Source organism: Acinetobacter sp. NigerLNRRAM0016, assembly GCF_054112845.1.
Genome location: NZ_JBSYVT010000010.1, coordinates 47,554 through 66,590, shown reverse-complemented (window position 1 = coordinate 66,590; position 19,037 = coordinate 47,554). Strand labels below are relative to the sequence as shown.

General features: G+C 44.5%; 28 protein-coding genes and 2 pseudogenes. 23 read left to right on the top strand and 7 right to left on the bottom strand.

Translation table 11 applies throughout. The annotated features are described in order from the left end of the window. Window positions 1-161: 161 nt before the first annotated feature. Window positions 162-1,406, top strand: coding sequence for a dicarboxylate/amino acid:cation symporter (locus ACWQ4X_RS08610; protein WP_100241851.1), 1,245 nt, complete (start codon window positions 162-164; stop codon window positions 1,404-1,406). Here the strand turns inward: ACWQ4X_RS08610 and ACWQ4X_RS08605 are convergent. From ACWQ4X_RS08605 to ACWQ4X_RS08575, 7 genes and pseudogenes are all read right to left on the bottom strand, one after another. Further along, a pseudogene (locus ACWQ4X_RS08605) lies at window positions 1,403-1,821 on the bottom strand (VOC family protein). The gene ACWQ4X_RS08610 and the pseudogene ACWQ4X_RS08605 sit on opposite strands and share 4 nt — an antisense overlap. A gap of 93 nt (window positions 1,822-1,914) precedes the next feature. Further along, window positions 1,915-2,859, bottom strand: a complete 945-nt coding sequence (locus ACWQ4X_RS08600; protein WP_457903333.1) for a metal-dependent hydrolase — start codon at window positions 2,857-2,859, stop codon at window positions 1,915-1,917. Window positions 2,860-2,981: 122 nt separating this feature from the next. After that, entirely contained in the window at window positions 2,982-3,845 is an 864-nt protein-coding gene (yihA, locus tag ACWQ4X_RS08595; protein ID WP_457903332.1) for a ribosome biogenesis GTP-binding protein YihA/YsxC, read from the bottom strand. An 87-nt stretch (window positions 3,846-3,932) separates the two neighbouring features. Further along, the gene (locus ACWQ4X_RS08590; RefSeq protein ID WP_161933028.1) at window positions 3,933-4,379 is read right to left on the bottom strand and encodes an RrF2 family transcriptional regulator; all 447 of its coding nucleotides are present in this window, start codon (window positions 4,377-4,379) and stop codon (window positions 3,933-3,935) included. An 85-nt stretch (window positions 4,380-4,464) separates the two neighbouring features. Further along, entirely contained in the window at window positions 4,465-5,673 is a 1,209-nt protein-coding gene (gene hmpA / locus ACWQ4X_RS08585) for an NO-inducible flavohemoprotein (protein WP_100241846.1), read from the bottom strand. Window positions 5,674-5,945: 272 nt separating this feature from the next. Then, entirely contained in the window at window positions 5,946-7,496 is a 1,551-nt protein-coding gene (locus ACWQ4X_RS08580) for a helicase HerA-like domain-containing protein (protein ID WP_457903331.1), read from the bottom strand. 18 nt (window positions 7,497-7,514) lie between these two features. Continuing rightward, window positions 7,515-8,702, bottom strand: a complete 1,188-nt coding sequence (locus ACWQ4X_RS08575; protein WP_457903330.1) for a PLP-dependent transferase — start codon at window positions 8,700-8,702, stop codon at window positions 7,515-7,517. A 160-nt stretch (window positions 8,703-8,862) separates the two neighbouring features. On the opposite strand from ACWQ4X_RS08575, the gene ACWQ4X_RS08570 reads away from it, so the two are divergent. The 22 genes and pseudogenes from ACWQ4X_RS08570 to rplO all read left to right on the top strand — a co-directional run bounded on the left by ACWQ4X_RS08570 (window position 8,863) and on the right by rplO (window position 19,000). Next, window positions 8,863-9,597, top strand: coding sequence for a type 1 glutamine amidotransferase (locus tag ACWQ4X_RS08570; protein ID WP_100241843.1), 735 nt, complete (start codon window positions 8,863-8,865; stop codon window positions 9,595-9,597). A gap of 270 nt (window positions 9,598-9,867) precedes the next feature. Then, entirely contained in the window at window positions 9,868-10,179 is a 312-nt protein-coding gene (gene rpsJ, locus ACWQ4X_RS08565; protein WP_000070912.1) for a 30S ribosomal protein S10, read from the top strand. Window positions 10,180-10,239: 60 nt separating this feature from the next. Then, window positions 10,240-10,878, top strand: coding sequence for a 50S ribosomal protein L3 (gene rplC, locus ACWQ4X_RS08560; RefSeq protein WP_100241842.1), 639 nt, complete (start codon window positions 10,240-10,242; stop codon window positions 10,876-10,878). A gap of 11 nt (window positions 10,879-10,889) precedes the next feature. Then, window positions 10,890-11,492, top strand: a complete 603-nt coding sequence (rplD, locus tag ACWQ4X_RS08555; RefSeq protein WP_457903329.1) for a 50S ribosomal protein L4 — start codon at window positions 10,890-10,892, stop codon at window positions 11,490-11,492. Then, window positions 11,489-11,809 carry a 50S ribosomal protein L23 gene (rplW, locus tag ACWQ4X_RS08550; RefSeq protein WP_100241840.1) on the top strand — a complete coding sequence of 107 codons (321 nt, stop codon included), beginning with the start codon at window positions 11,489-11,491 and terminating at the stop codon, window positions 11,807-11,809. The genes rplD and rplW overlap by 4 nt, the downstream gene beginning before the upstream one ends. 11 nt (window positions 11,810-11,820) lie before the next feature. Next, window positions 11,821-12,645 (top strand): 50S ribosomal protein L2, encoded by an 825-nt coding sequence (gene rplB, locus ACWQ4X_RS08545; RefSeq protein WP_100241839.1) that lies wholly within the window; start codon window positions 11,821-11,823, stop codon window positions 12,643-12,645. Window positions 12,646-12,658: 13 nt separating this feature from the next. Next, entirely contained in the window at window positions 12,659-12,934 is a 276-nt protein-coding gene (gene rpsS / locus ACWQ4X_RS08540; protein ID WP_004641066.1) for a 30S ribosomal protein S19, read from the top strand. Between the two features lie 11 nt (window positions 12,935-12,945). Beyond that, a complete protein-coding gene (gene rplV, locus ACWQ4X_RS08535) occupies window positions 12,946-13,275 on the top strand; it encodes a 50S ribosomal protein L22 (RefSeq protein WP_001982638.1) in 330 nt (109 codons plus the stop codon). A 1-nt stretch (window position 13,276) separates the two neighbouring features. Next, window positions 13,277-14,042, top strand: a pseudogene (gene rpsC, locus ACWQ4X_RS08530) (30S ribosomal protein S3). Next, window positions 14,036-14,449 carry a 50S ribosomal protein L16 gene (gene rplP, locus ACWQ4X_RS08525; protein WP_100241837.1) on the top strand — a complete coding sequence of 138 codons (414 nt, stop codon included), beginning with the start codon at window positions 14,036-14,038 and terminating at the stop codon, window positions 14,447-14,449. The pseudogene rpsC and the gene rplP overlap by 7 nt, the downstream one beginning before the upstream one ends. Beyond that, window positions 14,449-14,646, top strand: coding sequence for a 50S ribosomal protein L29 (gene rpmC / locus ACWQ4X_RS08520; protein ID WP_004650482.1), 198 nt, complete (start codon window positions 14,449-14,451; stop codon window positions 14,644-14,646). The genes rplP and rpmC overlap by 1 nt, the downstream gene beginning before the upstream one ends. Continuing rightward, window positions 14,643-14,900: a 30S ribosomal protein S17 gene (gene rpsQ, locus ACWQ4X_RS08515; RefSeq protein ID WP_016168596.1), complete on the top strand. Its 258-nt coding sequence runs from the start codon at window positions 14,643-14,645 to the stop codon at window positions 14,898-14,900. Before rpmC ends, rpsQ begins: the two co-directional genes overlap by 4 nt. An 89-nt stretch (window positions 14,901-14,989) precedes the next feature. Then, window positions 14,990-15,358 carry a 50S ribosomal protein L14 gene (gene rplN, locus ACWQ4X_RS08510; RefSeq protein ID WP_004657680.1) on the top strand — a complete coding sequence of 123 codons (369 nt, stop codon included), beginning with the start codon at window positions 14,990-14,992 and terminating at the stop codon, window positions 15,356-15,358. A gap of 9 nt (window positions 15,359-15,367) precedes the next feature. Further along, the gene (rplX, locus tag ACWQ4X_RS08505; RefSeq protein WP_044739623.1) at window positions 15,368-15,685 is read left to right on the top strand and encodes a 50S ribosomal protein L24; all 318 of its coding nucleotides are present in this window, start codon (window positions 15,368-15,370) and stop codon (window positions 15,683-15,685) included. Between the two features lie 15 nt (window positions 15,686-15,700). Beyond that, window positions 15,701-16,237, top strand: a complete 537-nt coding sequence (gene rplE / locus ACWQ4X_RS08500) for a 50S ribosomal protein L5 (protein ID WP_016168594.1) — start codon at window positions 15,701-15,703, stop codon at window positions 16,235-16,237. A gap of 9 nt (window positions 16,238-16,246) precedes the next feature. Continuing rightward, entirely contained in the window at window positions 16,247-16,552 is a 306-nt protein-coding gene (rpsN, locus tag ACWQ4X_RS08495; RefSeq protein ID WP_004754234.1) for a 30S ribosomal protein S14, read from the top strand. 13 nt (window positions 16,553-16,565) lie between these two features. Then, on the top strand, window positions 16,566-16,961 hold the full coding sequence (gene rpsH / locus ACWQ4X_RS08490) for a 30S ribosomal protein S8 (RefSeq protein WP_100241836.1): 396 nt from the start codon (window positions 16,566-16,568) through the stop codon (window positions 16,959-16,961). 13 nt (window positions 16,962-16,974) lie between these two features. Then, window positions 16,975-17,508, top strand: a complete 534-nt coding sequence (gene rplF, locus ACWQ4X_RS08485; protein WP_100241835.1) for a 50S ribosomal protein L6 — start codon at window positions 16,975-16,977, stop codon at window positions 17,506-17,508. Between the two features lie 14 nt (window positions 17,509-17,522). After that, complete coding sequence (rplR, locus tag ACWQ4X_RS08480; protein ID WP_100241834.1) at window positions 17,523-17,873, top strand: 50S ribosomal protein L18; 351 nt, start codon at window positions 17,523-17,525, stop codon at window positions 17,871-17,873. Window positions 17,874-17,875: 2 nt separating this feature from the next. Continuing rightward, complete coding sequence (gene rpsE, locus ACWQ4X_RS08475; protein WP_004657688.1) at window positions 17,876-18,373, top strand: 30S ribosomal protein S5; 498 nt, start codon at window positions 17,876-17,878, stop codon at window positions 18,371-18,373. A 6-nt stretch (window positions 18,374-18,379) separates the two neighbouring features. After that, on the top strand, window positions 18,380-18,556 hold the full coding sequence (gene rpmD / locus ACWQ4X_RS08470; RefSeq protein WP_000849088.1) for a 50S ribosomal protein L30: 177 nt from the start codon (window positions 18,380-18,382) through the stop codon (window positions 18,554-18,556). A gap of 3 nt (window positions 18,557-18,559) precedes the next feature. Then, window positions 18,560-19,000, top strand: coding sequence for a 50S ribosomal protein L15 (rplO, locus tag ACWQ4X_RS08465; protein WP_016168590.1), 441 nt, complete (start codon window positions 18,560-18,562; stop codon window positions 18,998-19,000). Window positions 19,001-19,037: the final 37 nt, after the last annotated feature.

The following is a 19,037-nucleotide window of genomic DNA, read 5'->3' as shown; positions in this document are numbered from 1 at the left end:
AAATTTTTCAAAGGGTGTACGGTCTCGCAGAGTCATCAACGGGATATAGGCAAATAGTAGACTTGCTGTGCCTGAGACATGCTTGCGACAATAAAAATTCGATTTTCACCAACAAGGTATGCCATAGTGGGGTGACTTTAAAAGATAAAATTACATCCGCTATGAGCCTAAATACTCAAATCTTGATTGCCGCCATTCTGGGAATCGCGTTTGGATTTCTACTCAGTCTCTTTCCACAGAGTAGTTTTTTTTCGACCAGTTTATATGGCTTGGGCATCATCAGTAGCATTTTTATTGGTTTGTTAAAAATGCTGTTGATCCCCCTTATTTTTAGCTCGATTGTGGTTGGAGTCTCTAACTTGCAGGCGGGTGGACAACTCGGACGCGTCTGGAAAATCACTTTGGCTTGCTGTGTCACCACCACCACTTTGGCTTTAATTTTAGGCATTGGCTGCGCGCATTTATTTGATGTCGGCAAGGGTGTAGATATTGCCTTATTTCAGAATGACATGAATCAATATCAAACCCCAGATACCTTAACGCCATCTTCATTCTTTACCAATTTTATTCAAAACACCCTGATCAATCCCTTTAAAGCCTTTGCCGAAGGTAATGTATTGGCGGTGGTGGTGTTTGCGCTGTTAATTGGGGTGGCTTTGGTGCATGGCGGAGAGCGTTTTAAAGCAGTACGTCAGCTCGCGGGACAGTTCTTTGAAATCATGATGCTGATGATTCGTTGGGTCATGAAACTGGCTCCACTGGGAATTTTTGCACTCCTAGCCAAGCTGATTGCCACCGAAGATCTTTCTGTACTCAGTCGTTTGGCTGAATTTGCGGTAGTGGTCACGGGCACCACCATTTTCCATGGGGCAGTGGTGTTACCGTTGCTGTTATGGATCTTTGGGAAGATGGATCCTGTAACCTTTTTTAAAGGCACACGCGCCGCGCTGATCACTGCTTTTGCTACCAGTTCTAGTTCAGCGACCATGCCACTTTCCATGAAATGTGCACAAGAGAATCTGAAAGTCAGTCCTGCAACAGCGGGTTTTGTAATTCCCTTGGGGACGCAGTTAAACATGGATGGTACGGCCCTGTATGAGGCGGCTGCCGCTTTGTTTATTGCCAATTTAATTGGTTTGGATTTAAGTCTTGGGCAGCAAGTGATTGTGTGTTTAACCGCCATGATTGCTTCTTTGGGTGCACCTGGAATTCCAAGTGCAGGTATGGTTACCATGATTATGGTTTTGCAATCGGTGGGCTTGCCCGCAGAAGCCATTGCAATTTTACTGCCAATCGACCGCTTGTTGGATACGGTACGCACCGTGGTGAATGTACAAGGCGATATGATGATTAGTGTGGTGGTCGATCGTCATACTCGTAATATTACAAATGAGTCGAATGCTTAGCTTGGTTCCCAGCAGGGATTCCAGACAATTTCCCAGAGATGTCCATCAGGGTCTTGAAAATAGCCTGCATAGCCACCGTAAAAGGTGGCTTGTGCAGCTTTGCTGATGGTTCACCTGCTTTTTCAGCGCGTGCCATAATGGCGTCGACTGCCGCTGCTGAGCTAACATTGTGCCCCAGAGAAAATCCTGTCGGGCATAAGGGTGATAAAGCCACGCCTGAGTATAGGCTCAAACTCTGTTGCGGCCATAGCGCCAGTTTTAAACCAGATTGCAGTTCAATAAATGCAACCGCACCATTTTCATATTCCTGTCCAATAATCCCTTCACTTTGAAAGCCCAGTCCTTGGCAGTAAAAATCCAGCGAGGCTTGAAGGTCACGAACCGCAAGGGTCAATACACTAAGATGAGGATGCATTGTGGTGAATTCAATCGGAAAGTGACTTTCAGCATGAGCAAAAAAGCAGGCGAATTCAGCCTGCTTTTTGTTGTGTTCCGATAGGTGGGCGGTTTAAGCGACTTTGAGCATCGCCCGCAGTGCCGCAGGGGACTGATTTAAATAGTCCACGGCATCCTCCGTTTTGGCTTCATGTACTGGATCGTACCACGGCATTAAATAACCCAGCTGTTGCGAGATTAGCCAAAGCGGGTTGGGCAACAAACCATTATTGCGTTGTGAAATCGCATACCATTCACGCCAAATCCACGGTTTGTAGAGTGCTGGGCGTATAGATTTAAAACGTGGGTCTTGTTGCATGATATGCGCGGTCCCATCTACCCACAGTCCGAGCACCGCCGCGATTACCACCACACTGAGGTAATAGCGTGCCAGATAGCCTCCCCCTAAATGGCGGTACAAATCGAATGCCACGGTGCGGTGTTCAATTTCTTCGGCACCATGCCATTTCACTAAATCAAGCATGGCAGGGTCTGCACCACGCTGTTGCCACTCGGTATTGTAGAGCGCATATTTACCCAAGACACAGGTCATGTGTTCCACCGTCGCGACAATTCCAAGGCGGAACAAATCCCACTGATGCTCGAAAGGTTTGGGAATATTCAAGCCCAGAGGTTGATCTGCCAGTAATTTACCAAATAGGAAATCCATCACATCCAGATTGCGCTGGATATCGATCTGGCGTTCGCGCAAATATTCTTTGTTGGCAGAGTTGTGAGCCTGTGCATGCATGGCTTCTTGGCGAATAAAAGCCTGCACATCTTGTTTGAGTTTTTCATCCTGAATTTGTGGCAACACTTTATTGTACAGACGGCAAAACCAGAACTCGCCTGCAGGTAAAATCATGTTAATTTCATTAATAAAATAGCTAACAAAAGGCTGGTCAGGCACCCAGTCTACAGGGGTGTTTTGCCATTCAAACTTCACTTTACGGGGTTGTATCCGATATTGAATGGAAGAGCCAATTTTTGTTTTTTTCAGTCGTTGTAAGAGTTTCATTCTACGATCTCAAGCATTTTTAACGCATTGAGGGCAGTATGAAAAAAATGTCCCGCAATGTGTTTAGCAATGCAGGACATTTCAATGTCAATTCATGATGAATTGATTGGATTGAGCGGAACTTAATCCTGTTTCGGGGCTTGTTCAGCTACTTTAGCTGGACTTTCTTCAGCCTCAAAATCAGCACTTTCATCATCTTCAATGCTGTCTTCCAGCGACGCATCTTCTTCTGCATCAGGAATGAGTGCCAAATCAAACTGGGTAGATTGCTCAAGGGTAAAGTTCAGACGTCCACCCATCACACTTGCCAGCTCTTCCAAGCCTTGTTTGTTGAGTGAGGAGAACAATTGAATGGAGAAATCTAGCTTCATTTTTTTCAATTGCTGTTTGACATCTAAGAGGACTTTGTTGGCTGGACCACGGTTCATCTTGTCCGACTTGGTTAATAACACATGCACAAACAAATTACGTGAATACGCCCATTCCAGCATCATCACATCGAAATGTTGCAGTGGATGGCGAATGTCCATCAACAGCACCAAGCCTTGTAGGCTTTTACGATGAATCAGGTAGTTTTCGAGTTCTTTCTGCCACACAATTTTCATAGCTTCGGGAACAGCCGCGTAGCCATAACCGGGTAAGTCGACCAGACGTTGATCTGGATTGCCCAAACTAAAGAAGTTGATCATTTGGGTGCGACCAGGTTTCTTTGAGGCGCGCGCCAGTTGTTTTTGATTGGTCAGGGCATTAATCGCGCTGGATTTCCCCGCATTGGAGCGTCCAGCAAAGGCAATTTCGTAGCCGGTATCTTCTACACAAATGCTGAGCTTGGGTGCGCTCATTAAAAATGCGGCTCTGCGTAGCCAGTTGAGCGCGCGTACAGCATATTCAGTAATTGCAGGATCCATCTTTTTTTCATAGCTGATCTTCTGCTTAGGCGCTTGTGCGGCTTTACTGTTTTTTGATTTTCCTCTGCTGTGGTGCATAACTCAACTTCATTCACTGGTTTTCAAGTGCCTAGTATAAAGGAAGTCGCTCACGCACGCGAATTTTCCTCTACCGCCTCAAGCATCTTAGAGATTGAGCAGTTCAATCCCATTTTGAATGGTCTTGCTGTTCTTCGCACTGGAGCGCGCCAGCACTTCACCTAGGGTGTATTGATTCAAATGTTGATAAAACTGTTCGAGTGCCTGATCTAAAATACTTTTTAAGCCGCAATTGCTTCTGAGTACACAAGGGGGATTGTTGCATTCCACAATCGGATTTTCACCTTGCAAAATGCGGACAGCTTCGCCCACTTGGAGATGCACGGCTTCTGGGTTTAAACGGATGCCGCCACCTTTACCGCGGGTAGTAATCAACCAGTTCTGTTTCCCCATAAAATGCACAATTTTGACCAAATGGTTTTGTGACACTTTCAGGTCTGCTGCAATTTCCGCAATGGTATAGGCACTGTCCCTCGGTCGTGAAATGTACATCAGAATGCGCAGGGCATAATCGGTAAATTTATTTAGCTGCATGATTGTGCTCATCTTTTTTTGAGATGAATAGATAGGGCTAGTCTATCACAGACTAGCCCTATTAGGTATGCATGCGATCGGAAGCTTAGATGCGCACGCCACCTGTACCAAATGCTTCACTGTGAATTTGTTCAGGTTTAATGCCGCGAGCAACCAAGGCTTGGTGTTGTTCAGCCATAAATGGCATTGGGCCGCAGAGGTAGTAATCGGCATTGGCGGGTAAAACAGCCGCATCCATGGCACCTAAATCTAAACGTCCAGCCACATCATAATCTTCACCCAAGACATCCCCTTCATGCGGGAATTCATAGGCAGTAAATGTGCTTAAACGTGGATACTTGTCTTTCAATTCATGAATATGCTTTTTCATGGCATGTACTTGGCTGCTACGGCAGGCATGAATAAAGCTGACTGGTTGCGGCATGTCCATAGTCACCAACTGATTCAGCATGGCAATCATTGGTGTCAAGCCAACGCCTCCACTAATAAACACATTACGTTTACTTGGATCGATCAGGTAGAAGTTTCCTGTCGGTGCAGAAACTTCAACTTCAGCACCTTCTTCCAAACCGTGTAGGGTAGAAGATACCCAGCCTGCAATTTGCTCACCTTTTTCATCTTCACGTTTGACTGAAATACGTAGATAGTCCGCTTGCGGGCTATTGGAAAGCGTATATTGACGAGGCTGCTTGTGTCCTAGCTGTTCGACAAAAACGCGAATCGAAATATATTGACCTGCTTCATATTTTGGTAATTCGCCACCATCAACAGGTGCTAGATAGAAAGAGGTGATTTCATCGCTTTCAACCACTTTCTTGGCAATTTTGAAATTGCGCCAGCCTAACCAGCTACCTTTGGTTTGCTGATGCTGATCATAAATCGCTTTTTCAGTGCTAATAAACAGATCAGCCAATTGACCATAAGCCGCAGCCCAAGCCCCAATTAATGGATCTTCCATCGAAATGTTCAGCACTTCACTGATTGAATGCAGCAGGTTCTCACCCACAATATTGTAGTCAGGCGCTTGAATATTCAGGCTGACATGCTTATGCGCAATCAGTTCAACCACGGGTAATAAAACCGAAGGATCTTCGATGTTTTCAGCATACGCCAGTACTGCACCTGCCAAAGCCTGTGCCTGAGCACCACTGCGTTGATGCCCCATGTTAAAGGTTTCTTTTAAGTTCGGATTGTTACCTAACATGCGGTTATAAAAATAGCCTGTTAATGCAACACCATTTTCACGAAGAACGGGAACAGTGGCTTTTACGAGTTCAATTTGCTGCGGAGTCATTTTGCGATCTCACTGGCTGTTATTTATAAGATGTATTTAAAATACATATTTAATATTTTATTTGCAATCTCTTTTTAACACAAAACCCTATTTTTTTTATGGAATAAAATAAATAGGGAGCTTGTGCGGAAAATTGAGAGTTAAACTAAACGTAGATACTGCTGCAATTTTTAGTTCAACAATGGTTTGGGTTGAAAAAATTATGGTTATTGTGCTGATCTTCAGATGCTTTATTTCAGACCTTAGCGAAATCCTTAGCTGGAGTGGGAGTGTTATTTCCCACCAAATAAGGAGCCTAATAAACCGCGCACAATTTTTTGTCCAGTCGAGCCACCTAAACTACGGGCAGCACTTTTGGCAAAGGTTCCCACAATATCCTGAGTGAGCTTTTCCCGCTGCTTGGCAGCACGATCCGCTTCTTTTTGTTGCTCACGTGCCAAACGTTCCTGCTCTTTGGCTTGCTGCTTGGCAAGCGCTTCTTGTTGTTTGGCTTGTTCTTTCGCGTTTGCTTCCGATTCCGCTTGCTGTTGGCGTTCAACCACTTTTTGTTGTAGCCGTTCATAGGCGCTGTCACGGTCAACACTTTGTTCATAGACGCCCGCCACAATGCTCTGCGCCATTAAGTTTTTGCGAGTTTCGGATGAAATTGGGCTAAATGCCGAGTAGGGCGGCATCACCCAGCCGCGTTCAACCATTTGGGGTGTGCCTTGTTCGTCTAGGCAGCTAATCAGCGCTTCGCCTACACCTAACTCTGTAATGGCTTGTTCGACATCAAAACTAGGATTCGCACGGAATGTTGCCGCTGCTGTCTTAACGGCTTTTTGGTCTTTCGGGGTAAAGGCTCTTAAGGCATGTTGAACCCGATTACCCAGTTGTCCGAGGACACTTTCAGGTAAATCTAAGGGGTTTTGGGTGACAAAATAAATCCCAACGCCTTTGGAGCGAATCAAGCGAACCACTTGTTCAATTTTCTCTTGTAGGGCTGCACTGGCATTATCAAACAGTAAATGCGCTTCATCGAAGAAAAACACCAGTTTTGGTTTATCCATATCGCCGACTTCAGGCAATTGTTCAAATAATTCCGAAAGCATCCACAGCAGGAAAGTGGCGTAGAGTTTGGGTGTGTTCATCAGTTTGTCTGCTGCCAGCAGATTAATATAGCCGCGACCTTCACTATCCGTTTGAATAAAATCCAGAATATTTAAACTCGGTTCACCAAAGAATTGATCCCCGCCCTGATCGGCAAGCGCTAGTAAATTGCGTTGGATGGCACCTAAACTGGCAGGGGAGAGATTACCATATTCGGCTTTAAATTCTGCGGCATGCTCGCTGACATAGCTGAGCATGGCTTTTAAATCTTTGAAGTCGATGAGTAGTAAGCCTTGATCATCGGCAATACGAAAAACAGCCGATAATACGCCTTCTTGGGTGTCATTGAGATTCAGCATCCGCGCCAATAAGAGTGGGCCAATTTCGGAAACTGTACTGCGAATGGGATGTCCTTGTTCGCCAAATAAGTCCCAAAACACGACAGGCGAGGCCGCAAAAGGAATGGCATCAATCCCTAGTGTTTTAAGACGTTCATCAAATTTAGGGCTACTGCTGCCTGCTTGTGCCAGACTGGAGACATCACCTTTGGCATCGGCTAAAAAAACGGGAACACCAATCCGTGAAAAACTTTCTGCCAGTACCTTTAAGGTTACGGTTTTTCCCGTGCCTGTTGCACCTGCAATCAGACCATGCCGATTGGCAAATTGAGAATGTAAAACGATCTCTTGTGAGGTATCTGTCGTTTTTTTGGCAATGACGATTGGTGTACTCATTTTTCACCTGTTTTAGAATTATTCGAGCTGTTTTAATGCATTTTGAATATCTTGGACTAAATCGTCAGCATCTTCTAGTCCTATACAAAAGCGCACCAATAAACCTTGTTGTAAATGTGTATGTTGAAGTGAGCGCATATGATTCAGTTCATACAACATCACGAGGCTGACTGGACCACCCCAGCTAAAGCCGAGCTTGAATAAATTCAGATGATCGCAGAATTTACGGATGGCTTTTAAGTCATATTCGGGTTTGAAAATCACACTGACCAAGCCTGCGCTTTTGCCTGTTTGGCAAACCTGTTTCCAGTATTCATGTCCCGCCGCATCTGCAGAACTTGGATGTAAGATCTGACTAAATTGTGGCTGCTGTTTTAACCATGTGAGTAGCTTTAAGGCAGATTGCGCTTGTTGCTCATAACGAATCGACATATGTGCTAGACTACGTTGAATCTGGGCGGTATCATCACCCGACACAGCAATGCCTTGTATGGCATGCATACGGAACAATTGGTGATGCAATTGCTGATCACGCGTGACCACAGAACCCATCAAGATGTCACCGCCACCGCTTGGATATTTGGTCAGTGCATGTACACTGATATCGACCGCCAAATGTTCTGCCGAAAAGTCAAAAGGATTAAAGGCTAAGCCCGCGCCCCAAGTATTGTCTAAGACGGTAATAATTTGCTGTGCTTGTGCTTGCTTCACCAAACCCACAAGGTCTGGGAATTCCAGCGTCACTGATCCTGCGGCTTCAAGCCAAAGGAGTTTGGCATGTTCAGATGGAGTGAAACTATTTAGGTCTATAGGGTTATAAATCCGAACCTGAATTCCGTAGCGCCTTTCCAGATTACGCAGATGTTCCATATTTGGACCATAGACATTATCTGGTACCCAGACCTCATCGCCGTGTTTCAGCAATGCTGAATTGACTAAATTAATCGCCGACAATCCACTCGGGGCGAGCAGACAATATTCGCCACCTTCAATCTGTGCAATCTGATCGGCTAAGGTAAATGTGGTAGGCGTGCCATGTGTCCCGTAACTATAATCATAAGGATCGGTCCAGTGGCGATTAAATAGTGCATCGGTGTTTTCAAAGATGATGGTGGATGCACGAAACAGGGGAGGTTGAACGCTGGAAATATACTGAGGTGCTTTTCTTGGTGCATGAATCAGCGCAGTTTGAGATTTCTTGTTCAAGATGTGACTCATTTAGAGAGTAAGATGCGCTCTAGATTAAGAGAATCGATGCAATTTCGCTACCGAATTGGCAAGAACTGTAAAAACACGCAACCTAACTAAAAGTTGGCTTCAATTTTGCTAAATCCTTAAGGAAAGCTACAACAATAGGTTACAGCGCATGAAGTCGCATTTAAAAGTACATTATTTTCAGCATATTGCTGGTGAAGGGTTCGGTAGTTGTTATGAATTTTTAAAAGCCCATAAAGCTCAGATTACAGCCACAGAGTTTTTCGCCTTGCCTGTGGATTTACCTTTGGAAATTGAGGCCTTGCCGCAGGTCGAAGATGTTGATCTGTTGATTATCATGGGTGGAACCATGAGTGTAAATGACGAAGCCAATTTTCCTTGGCTAAAAATTGAAAAACGCTGGCTAAGACGTTATTTGGCACTGGGTAAACCTGCGATTGGCTTGTGTTTAGGTGGGCAATTGATTGCCAATGCTTTAGGTGCAGCCGTTAGTAAAACCAGTATTCAAGAATTAGGATGGACCACGGTACGTAAAGTCCCGCATGTACCGCAAGACTGTTTCGAGCTGCCTGAATATTTGAATGTCATGCAATGGCATAGTGAGAGCTTTGAAATTCCAAAAGGCGCGATCCATCTGGCAGAAAATGATGTCTGTCGTAATCAAATGTATCAAATTGGCAAGAACGTATTGGGCTTTCAGTTTCATCCAGAGATTACGCCTGAAACCTTGAGTCTCTTTTTAGAAAATGATGATGAGTTTGCCAATTATTCAGGTACTTATGTGCAGACAGAAAAGGAGTTGAAACACACTCCAAAAGCACAGTTTTTGCAGGGCAATCAATTACTCAATCAGGCCATCGAATACGTTTTGCAGAAAACCGCATAGCGATTAAATAATAAACAATTGAAAATCATAAAAATATGAAAAAAAGACTAAAAAAAGTAAATTGGATTTGCTTAAGCGTTAAACAATGGCTATAATGAGCGACCCTTTAATGAAAGGGGGTTGACTGCGAAGAAAGTAGTTAACATCGTGACAGTCGTGGCATCGATCATGACCTTAGTGATATTTCACTGCTCTTGACACTTACCTTATTTAGTGGGGTGAGATGCGTCAAGGGTGATTCTTTATATATTTGGCTTGGAGTTAACTGGTATGTCTAACCAGAGAATTCGTATCCGTTTGAAGTCTTTTGATCACCGTTTAATTGATCAATCTGCTCAAGAGATCGTAGAAACAGCAAAACGTACTGGCGCACAAGTTTGTGGTCCAATCCCGATGCCAACTCGCATCGAACGTTTCAACGTTTTAACATCACCACACGTTAACAAAGATGCGCGTGACCAATATGAGATCCGCACTTATAAACGTTTGATCGACATCGTTCAACCTACAGATAAAACTGTTGATGCATTGATGAAGTTAGATCTTGCTGCTGGTGTTGATGTTCAGATCGCTTTGGGTTAAGGCTTTCGGTTAATTAACGCTTTTAAAGTTAATTAGGCCGCTTTTTTAGAGGTTATGCACATGGCTATTGGTTTAGTCGGTCGCAAGTGCGGTATGACCCGTATCTTTACAGATGCTGGTGTTTCTGTACCTGTAACAGTGATTGAGGTTGATCCTAACCGCATCACTCAAATCAAAACGCTTGAGACTGATGGTTATCAAGCGATTCAAATCACTACTGGTGAACGTCGCGAATCTCGCGTAACTAACGCTCAGAAAGGTCACTTTGCGAAAGCGGGTGTTGCTGCTGGTCGTCTAGTTCAAGAATTCCGCGCTACAGAAGCTGATCTTGAAGGTCGTGAAGTTGGTGGTGTTCTAACTGTTGATATGTTCACAGTTGGTCAAATCGTTGACGTTACTGGTACGTCTAAAGGTAAAGGTTTCCAAGGCGGTGTTAAGCGTTGGAACTTCCGTACTCAAGATGCTACTCATGGTAACTCGGTTTCTCACCGTGTTTTAGGTTCTACTGGTCAAAACCAGACACCTGGTCGCGTATTCAAAGGCAAAAAAATGGCTGGCCATTTAGGTGCTGAACGCGTAACTACTCAGGGTCTTGAGATCGTTGCTATTGACGCTGAACGTTCAGTTCTAGTAGTTAAAGGTGCGGTTCCTGGTGCTACTGGTGGTGACGTTACCGTTCGTCCTACGATTAAGGCCTGAGGGGAAATAACGTGAATTTAAAAACTGTTTCCGGCTCTGCTGTTGAATTGTCTGAAGTTGCTTTCGGTCGTGAATTTAACGAAGCTCTTGTACACCAAGTTGTTACAGCTTACTTAGCTGGTGGTCGTCAAGGTTCGAAAGCTCAGAAATCACGTGCTGACGTATCTGGCGGTGGTAAAAAGCCATTCCGTCAAAAAGGTACTGGTCGCGCTCGTGCTGGTTCTATTCGTAGCCCAATCTGGGTTGGTGGTGGTAAAACTTTTGCTGCTCGTCCACAAGATTGGTCTCAAAAAGTTAACCGCAAAATGTACCGCGGTGCAATGCAATGTATCTTAGCTGAACTTGTTCGCCAAGATCGTCTTGTATTAGTTGAAGAGATTGCTGTTGCAGCTCCAAAAACTAAAGAATTGCTTGTAAAACTTAACGACTTGAATGCTACTCGTGCATTGATCGTTACTGATGCTGTAGATGAGAATCTATATCTAGCAGCGCGCAACATTCCACACGTTGATGTGGTTGATGCTGCTGCAATCGATCCTGTTAGCTTGATCGCGTTCGATAAAGTTGTTATGTCTGTTGCTGCTGCTAAGAAAATTGAGGTAGAACTCGGATGAACAACGAACGTATCTATCAAGTCCTACAAGGACCTGTATTCTCAGAAAAAGCACAAGTTTTAGGTGAGACTGCTGGTGTTCAAGTATTTAAAGTTGCACTTGATGCAAACAAGCTTGAAATCAAAAAAGCAGTTGAACAACTCTTTGGTGTAGAAGTGGTTAAAGTAAACACGACTATCACTAAAGGTAAGTCTAAGCGCTTTGGTAAAACATTAGGACGTCGTTCTGATGTTAAAAAAGCATACGTCACCCTGAAAGCTGGCCAAGATGTTGAAATGGCTGACTTGGGCGATACCGCTGAAAGCGCAGCGGAATAAGGACGAAAATTATGCCGATTCAAAAATGTAAGCCAACGTCTCCAGGACGTCGCTTTGTAGAGAAAGTGGTTCATGACCACCTTCACAAAGGCGCGCCATATGCTCCGTTGGTTGAAGCTAAAAAACGTACTGGTGGTCGTAACAATAACGGTCACATCACGACTCGTCACGTTGGTGGCGGTCACAAGCAGCACTACCGTCTTGTTGACTTTAAACGTAACAAAGATGGCGTTCCTGCTGTAGTTGAGCGTATCGAATACGATCCTAACCGTACTGCACACATCGCATTGTTGAAGTATGCTGACGGTGAACGTCGTTATATCATCGCACCTAAAGGTTTACGTGCTGGCGATAAAGTACAATCTGGTAACGATGCTCCAATTCGTCCAGGTAACTGCTTACCGCTTCGCAATATGCCTATCGGTTCTACACTTCACAACATCGAACTTAAAATCGGTAAAGGCGCGCAATTAGCTCGTTCTGCTGGTGCTTCTGTTCAGTTGTTGGGTCGTGACGGTTCTTATGCAATCATCCGTCTTCGTTCAGGTGAAATGCGTAAAGTTCACGTAGAATGTCGCGCTGTACTAGGTGAAGTTTCTAACCAAGAAAACAACCTTCGCTCACTAGGTAAAGCTGGTGCTGCACGCTGGCGTGGTGTTCGTCCTACCGTACGTGGTATGGCGATGAACCCAGTTGACCACCCGCACGGTGGTGGTGAAGGGCGTAACAAGGGTATTCAACCTGTAAGCCCATGGGGTCAAAAAGCTAAAGGGTACAAGACACGTACCAACAAGCGTACGACTAAGATGATTATTCGCGATCGTCGCGTCAAGTAAAGGAATCTGATTAATGCCTCGTTCATTGAAAAAAGGTCCATTCGTCGATGCGCACTTGTTCGCTAAAGTTGAAGCTGCTATTGCTGCTAACAACCGTAAGCCGATCAAGACTTGGTCACGTCGTTCGATGATCCTCCCGGATTTTGTTGGTTTAACAATCTCTGTACATAATGGCCGTAACCACGTTCCAGTAATTGTTACTGAACACATGGTTGGTCACAAACTAGGTGAATTCGCGCCAACTCGTACCTATCGTGGTCACGGTGTTGACAAGAAGTCTAAACGTTAATAGGTGCTATGATGGAAGTAACTGCTAAATTACGCGGTGCCGCTATCTCGGCACAGAAAGCTCGTTTGGTTGCAGATCTTATCCGTGGCAAATCAGTTGCTCACGCGCTTAATATCTTAAACTTCAGCAACAAGAAAGCTGCAGTTTTAGTTAAAAAAGCATTGGAATCTGCAATTGCGAATGCTGAACACAATAACAGTTTAGATGTAGACGACCTTAAAGTTTCTACGATTTACGTTGATGAAGGCATGAGCCTTAAACGTATTATGCCACGTGCTAAAGGCCGTGCAGATCGTATTACTAAGCGTACTTGTCACATCACCGTTAAGGTAGGGGTTTGATATGGGTCAGAAGGTTCATCCAATCGGTATCCGCCTAGGTGTTGTGAAACGTCATAACGCTAACTGGTATGCGAATCCGAAACAATACGCTGAATACTTGCTTAAAGATTTGCAAGTTCGTGAGTTTTTGACTAAAAAACTTAAGAACGCAATGATGAGCAATATTCTTATCGAACGTCCAACAGGCGCTGCTAAAATTACGATTAGCACTGCTCGTCCTGGTATCGTTATCGGTAAAAAAGGCGAAGATATTGAGAAATTACAGCGCGAACTTACCAACATTATGGGTGTTCCAGCGCAAGTAAGCATCAATGAAATCGATCGCCCAGACTTAGATGCTCGTTTAGTTGCTGAAGCAATCGCTTCTCAATTAGAAAAGCGTGTTATGTTCCGTCGTGCTATGAAGCGTGCGGTACAAAACTCTATGCGTGCTGGTGCTAAAGGTATCAAAGTTGAAGTTTCTGGCCGTTTAGGTGGTGCAGAGATCGCTCGTACTGAGTGGTATCGTGAAGGTCGTGTACCTTTGCATACACTTCGTGCAGACATCGACTACTCAACTATGCGCGCTGAAACTACTTACGGTACGATTGGTGTTAAAGTTTGGATCTTCCGTGGTGAGATCTTGGGTGGCATGAAACAAGTCATGAACCCAGCTCCAGCTGAAGAGCGTCCAGCTAAACGCGGTCGTGGTCGTGGTGAAGGTCAAGAACAACGTCGTGGACGTCGTAACGACCGTGCTGCTGACAAGGGAGAATAATCCATGTTGATGCCTAAACGTACCAAATTCCGTAAAGTGCAAAAAGGCCGTAACACTGGTCTTGCGCACCGTGGTAGTACAGTATCATTTGGTACAATCGCACTTAAAGCAACTGAACGTGGTCGTATGACTTCACGTCAAATTGAAGCTGCGCGTCGTACCATTAGCCGTCGTGTTAAGCGTGGTGGTAAGATCTTTATCCGTGTATTCCCAGACAAACCAATTACTGAAAAGCCATTAGAAGTTCGTATGGGTAACGGTAAAGGTAACGTGGAATACTGGGTTTGTGAAATCAAACCAGGTAAGATCCTGTACGAAATGGCAGGTGTGAACGATGAATTAGCAACTGAAGCTTTCAAGCTTGCTGCTGCTAAACTTCCGTTTAAAACCACTATCGTGACTCGGACGGTAATGTAATGAAAACTAAAGATCTACGTGAAAAGTCGGTAGAAGAGTTGACAGCTTTGCTTGATGAGCAACAGCTTAACCAATTTCGTCTTCGTATGGCTAAAGCAACTGGTCAATTGGGTAAATCGCACGAAGTTGCGCTTACTCGCAAGACAATTGCTCGTATTAAGACCCTCCTTACCGAAAAACAGGGGAACGGACAATGAGTGAAAAAACAGTCCGCACGTTAACCGGCAAAGTAGTAAGCGACAAAATGGACAAGTCTATTGTTGTGCTTATCGAACGTCGTGTTCAACACCCGTTGTATGGCAAATCAATCCGCCGTTCAACTAAATTACATGCTCATGATGAGAACAACACTGCTAAATTAGGCGATGTTGTAACAATCAAAGAAAGCCGCCCAATTTCTAAAACTAAGTCTTGGACTTTAGTTGAAGTTGTTGAAGCTGCTGCTGAGTAATTAAACGTTCTTGCATCATCGGTCAATTTCGAGTACTCTTTGAGCCTTTCGAAATTGCGACCGGTGATGCACGGTTTTGGAGTAGGGCAATGATTCAAACCGAAAGCATGCTCGACGTAGCAGACAACAGTGGTGCTCGCCGCGTACAATGTATTAAAGTACTTGGTGGTTCACATCGTCGTTATGCTTCAGTTGGCGATATTATTAAAGTTACTGTAAAAGAAGCTATTCCACGCGCACGTGTTAAAAAAGGTGACGTGATGAATGCTGTGGTTGTACGTACAAAATTCGGCATCCGTCGTCCAGACGGTTCTGTGATTCGTTTCGACGATAACGCAGCTGTTATTTTGAACAACAACAAAGCGCCGATTGCAACTCGTATTTTCGGACCAGTGACTCGTGAACTTCGTACTGAACAGTTCATGAAAATCATTTCATTGGCTCCTGAAGTTCTATAAGAGGCACTCATGGCTAAGATTAAAAAAGGCGATCAAGTAATTGTGATCGCAGGTAAAGAAAAAGGCAAACAGGGTACTGTTCTGTCTGTTTCTAATGACCGTGTTATGGTTGAAGGCCTTAACTTGGTTAAGAAGCATCAAAAGCCGAACCGTGCAACAGGTGCTGAAGGCGCTATCGTTACACAAGAAGCTTCGCTTCATATCTCTAATGTGGCAATTTTTAATGCTACAACCCAAAAGGCTGACCGTGTTGGTTACCAAGTGATTGAAGGCGTGAAAACTCGCGTTTACAAATCAAATGGTGAATCAGTGGCGGTAGCGAAGTAATAGGTTGAGAAGGCAATGGCCAGACTTAAAACGCGTTACAATGACGAACTTAAAGCTCAGTTACAAGAGACTTTAGGCGTTAAAAATGTGATGGATATTCCTCGCATTACTAAAATCACGATCAACATGGGTGTTGGTGCAGCTGCTGCTGACAAAAAACTCCTTGATGGTGCTCTTGCTGATATGCAAGCAATTGCTGGTCAAAAACCAGTGCTTACATTAGCTCGCAAATCAATCGCTGGTTTCAAAATCCGTGATGGTTGGCCGATCGGTTGTAAAGTTACTTTACGCGGCGAACGTATGTACGAATTCTTAGACCGTTTGATCTCTATCGCGATCCCTCGTATCCGTGACTTCCGTGGTTTCTCTTCGAAATCATTTGATGGTCGTGGTAACTACTCTATGGGTCTTAAAGAGCAAATCGTTTTCCCTGAAATCGATTTCGATAAGATTGATCGTATTCGTGGTATGGACATTACCGTTACTACGACTGCTCGCACCGATGACGAAGGCCGTGCGCTTATGCGTGCATTCGGCTTCCCGTTCAAATAAGAGGTCGATATGGCTAAGAAAGGTATGATTAATCGCGAATTGAAACGCGAAAAGACTGTTGCTAAATTTGCTGCAAAACGTGCTGAATTAAAAGCTACGATTGCAAATGTAAATGCAAGCGACGAAGAGCGTTTCGAAGCGATGATGAAGTTACAAGCATTACCACGTAATGCGTCTCCAGTACGTCTTCGTAACCGTTGTGGTTTAACTGGTCGTCCTCATGGTTACTTCCGTAAGTTCGGCTTAAGCCGTAACAAATTACGTGACACAGTAATGCAAGGTGATGTACCGGGCGTTGTTAAGGCAAGCTGGTAAGGAGCGACTATAAATGAGTATGCAAGATACCGTTGCCGACATGTTAACACGTGTTCGTAACGCACAAATGGCTAAGAAACAAACTGTTTCTATGCCTAATTCTAAGTTGAAAGTTGCAATTGCAAACGTACTTCAACAAGAAGGTTATGTTTCAAACGTAGAAGTTGCTGAAGTTGAAGGCAAAGCTACTTTGACCATCACTTTAAAATATTTCGAAGGCAAACCAGTTATCGAAACTGTGAAGCGCGTAAGCCGTCCAGGTCTTCGCCAATATCGCGGTAAAGATGCACTTCCGAGCGTTAAGCAAGGTTTAGGTATTGCAATTGTTTCTACAAGCAAAGGCATCATGACTGATCGCGCTGCACGTGCTGCAGGCGTTGGTGGTGAAGTTATTGCTTTTGTTTCTTAATAGGTGATTCCTCATGTCTCGTGTGGCTAAAGCCCCAGTAACTGTACCTAACGGTGTTACAGTTACTCAGAACGGCCGGCAGGTCGAAGTGAAAGGCAGTAAAGGTACTTTGTCTTTCAACCTGCATGCGCTGGTCGAGCTTAAACAGGAAGACGGTATTTTAGCTGTTGCTCCAAAAACTGAGTCGAAAGACGCTTGGATGCAAGCTGGTACTGCTCGCGCTGTGCTTAACAACCTTGTAAAAGGTGTGAGCGAAGGCTTCGAACGCAAGTTACAACTTATCGGTGTTGGTTATAAAGCTGCGGTTAAAGGTAACATTGTTAACCTTAACCTTGGTTTCTCTCACCCGATCGATTATACGCTTCCTGAAGGTGTAACTGCTGAAACTCCTACAGCAACTGAAATTATCCTTAAATCTGCTGATAAAGCACGTTTAGGTCAAGTTGCTGCAGATATCCGTGGTTACCGTCCGCCAGAGCCTTATAAAGGTAAAGGTGTTCGTTATTCTAACGAAGTTGTACTTCGTAAAGAAGCTAAGAAGAAATAAGGCGCGAGGTTCTTATGAACGAAAAGAAACAATCCCGTTTGCGTCGTGCGAAAAGCACACGCTTGCACATTCGTGCATTGGGTGCGACTCGTTTGTGTGTAAACCGCACTCCGCGTCACATCTATGCTCAAGTTATCTCAGCAGATGGTGGCAAAGTTTTAGCGCAAGCTTCAACTTTAGATGCTACTTTACGTGCGGGTTCAACTGGTAATATTGAAGCAGCGACTAAAGTAGGTGCTTTAATCGCAGAGCGTGCTAAAGCAGCTGGTGTTACTAAAGTTGCATTTGACCGTTCTGGTTTTAAATATCATGGTCGTATCAAAGCCTTGGCTGATGCTGCTCGTGAAAACGGCTTGGAGTTCTAATCATGGCTAAAGTTGAACAAAACGAAGGTCTTGTTGAAAAGCTGGTTGCCGTTGATCGTGTAGCCAAAGTTGTTAAGGGTGGTCGTATCTTCTCTTTCACAGCATTAACTGTTGTGGGTGATGGTAATGGTCGCGTAGGTTTCGGTCGTGGTAAAGCTCGTGAAGTTCCAGCTGCTATTTCTAAAGCACTTGAAGCTGCACGTCGCAACATGATTACTGTAGACCTTGCTGGTACTACTTTACAACATCCTGTGAATGCGCGTCATGGTGCAAGCCGTGTGTACATGCAACCTGCTTCTGAAGGTACTGGCGTAATCGCTGGTGGCGCAATGCGTGCCGTTCTTGAAGCTGCAGGCGTACATAACGTACTTGCTAAATGTTACGGTTCTACAAACGCTGCGAACGTTGTAAACGCAACTTTCAAAGGTTTGCGTGATATGACTTCTCCAGAGAAAGTAGCTGCTAAACGTGGTCTTTCTGTAGAACAAATTCAAGGGTAATCAATCATGAAAACGATTAAAGTTACCCAGACTAAATCTTCTTCGCACCGCTTGAAAAATCACAAGCTTTGCTTACAAGGTTTAGGTCTGCGTCGTATTGGTCATACTGTAGAAGTGCAAGATACGCCTTCTAACCGCGGTATGATCAACAAAGTCTACTATATGGTTAGTGTAGAGGAATAAGCCATGACTCTGCGTTTAAATGAACTTGCACCTGCAGAAGGTGCTAAGCGTGATAATCTTCGTCTAGGCCGTGGTATCGGTTCTGGCGTTGGTAAGACTGGTGGTCGTGGTATCAAAGGTCAAAACTCACGTAAAAGTGGTGGTACTCGTCCGGGCTTTGAAGGCGGTCAAACTGCGCTATATCGTCGTTTGCCTAAATTCGGTTTCACTAGCCAAATCGCTTTAAAAACTGCTGAAGTACGTTTATCAGAGCTTGCTAAAGTTGAAGGTGATATCGTTTCGCTTGAAACTTTAAAAGCGGCGAATGTTGTACGTAAAGATATGCTTCGTGCTCGTATCGTACTTTCTGGTGAAATTACTCGTGCATTCACTGTTCAAGGTGTTGCATTGACTAAAGGCGCTAAAGCTGCTGTTGAAGCTGCTGGCGGCAAAGTCGAGGAGTAATCGCGAGTGTCTATGTCTCCTAGTTCTTCAGGTCATG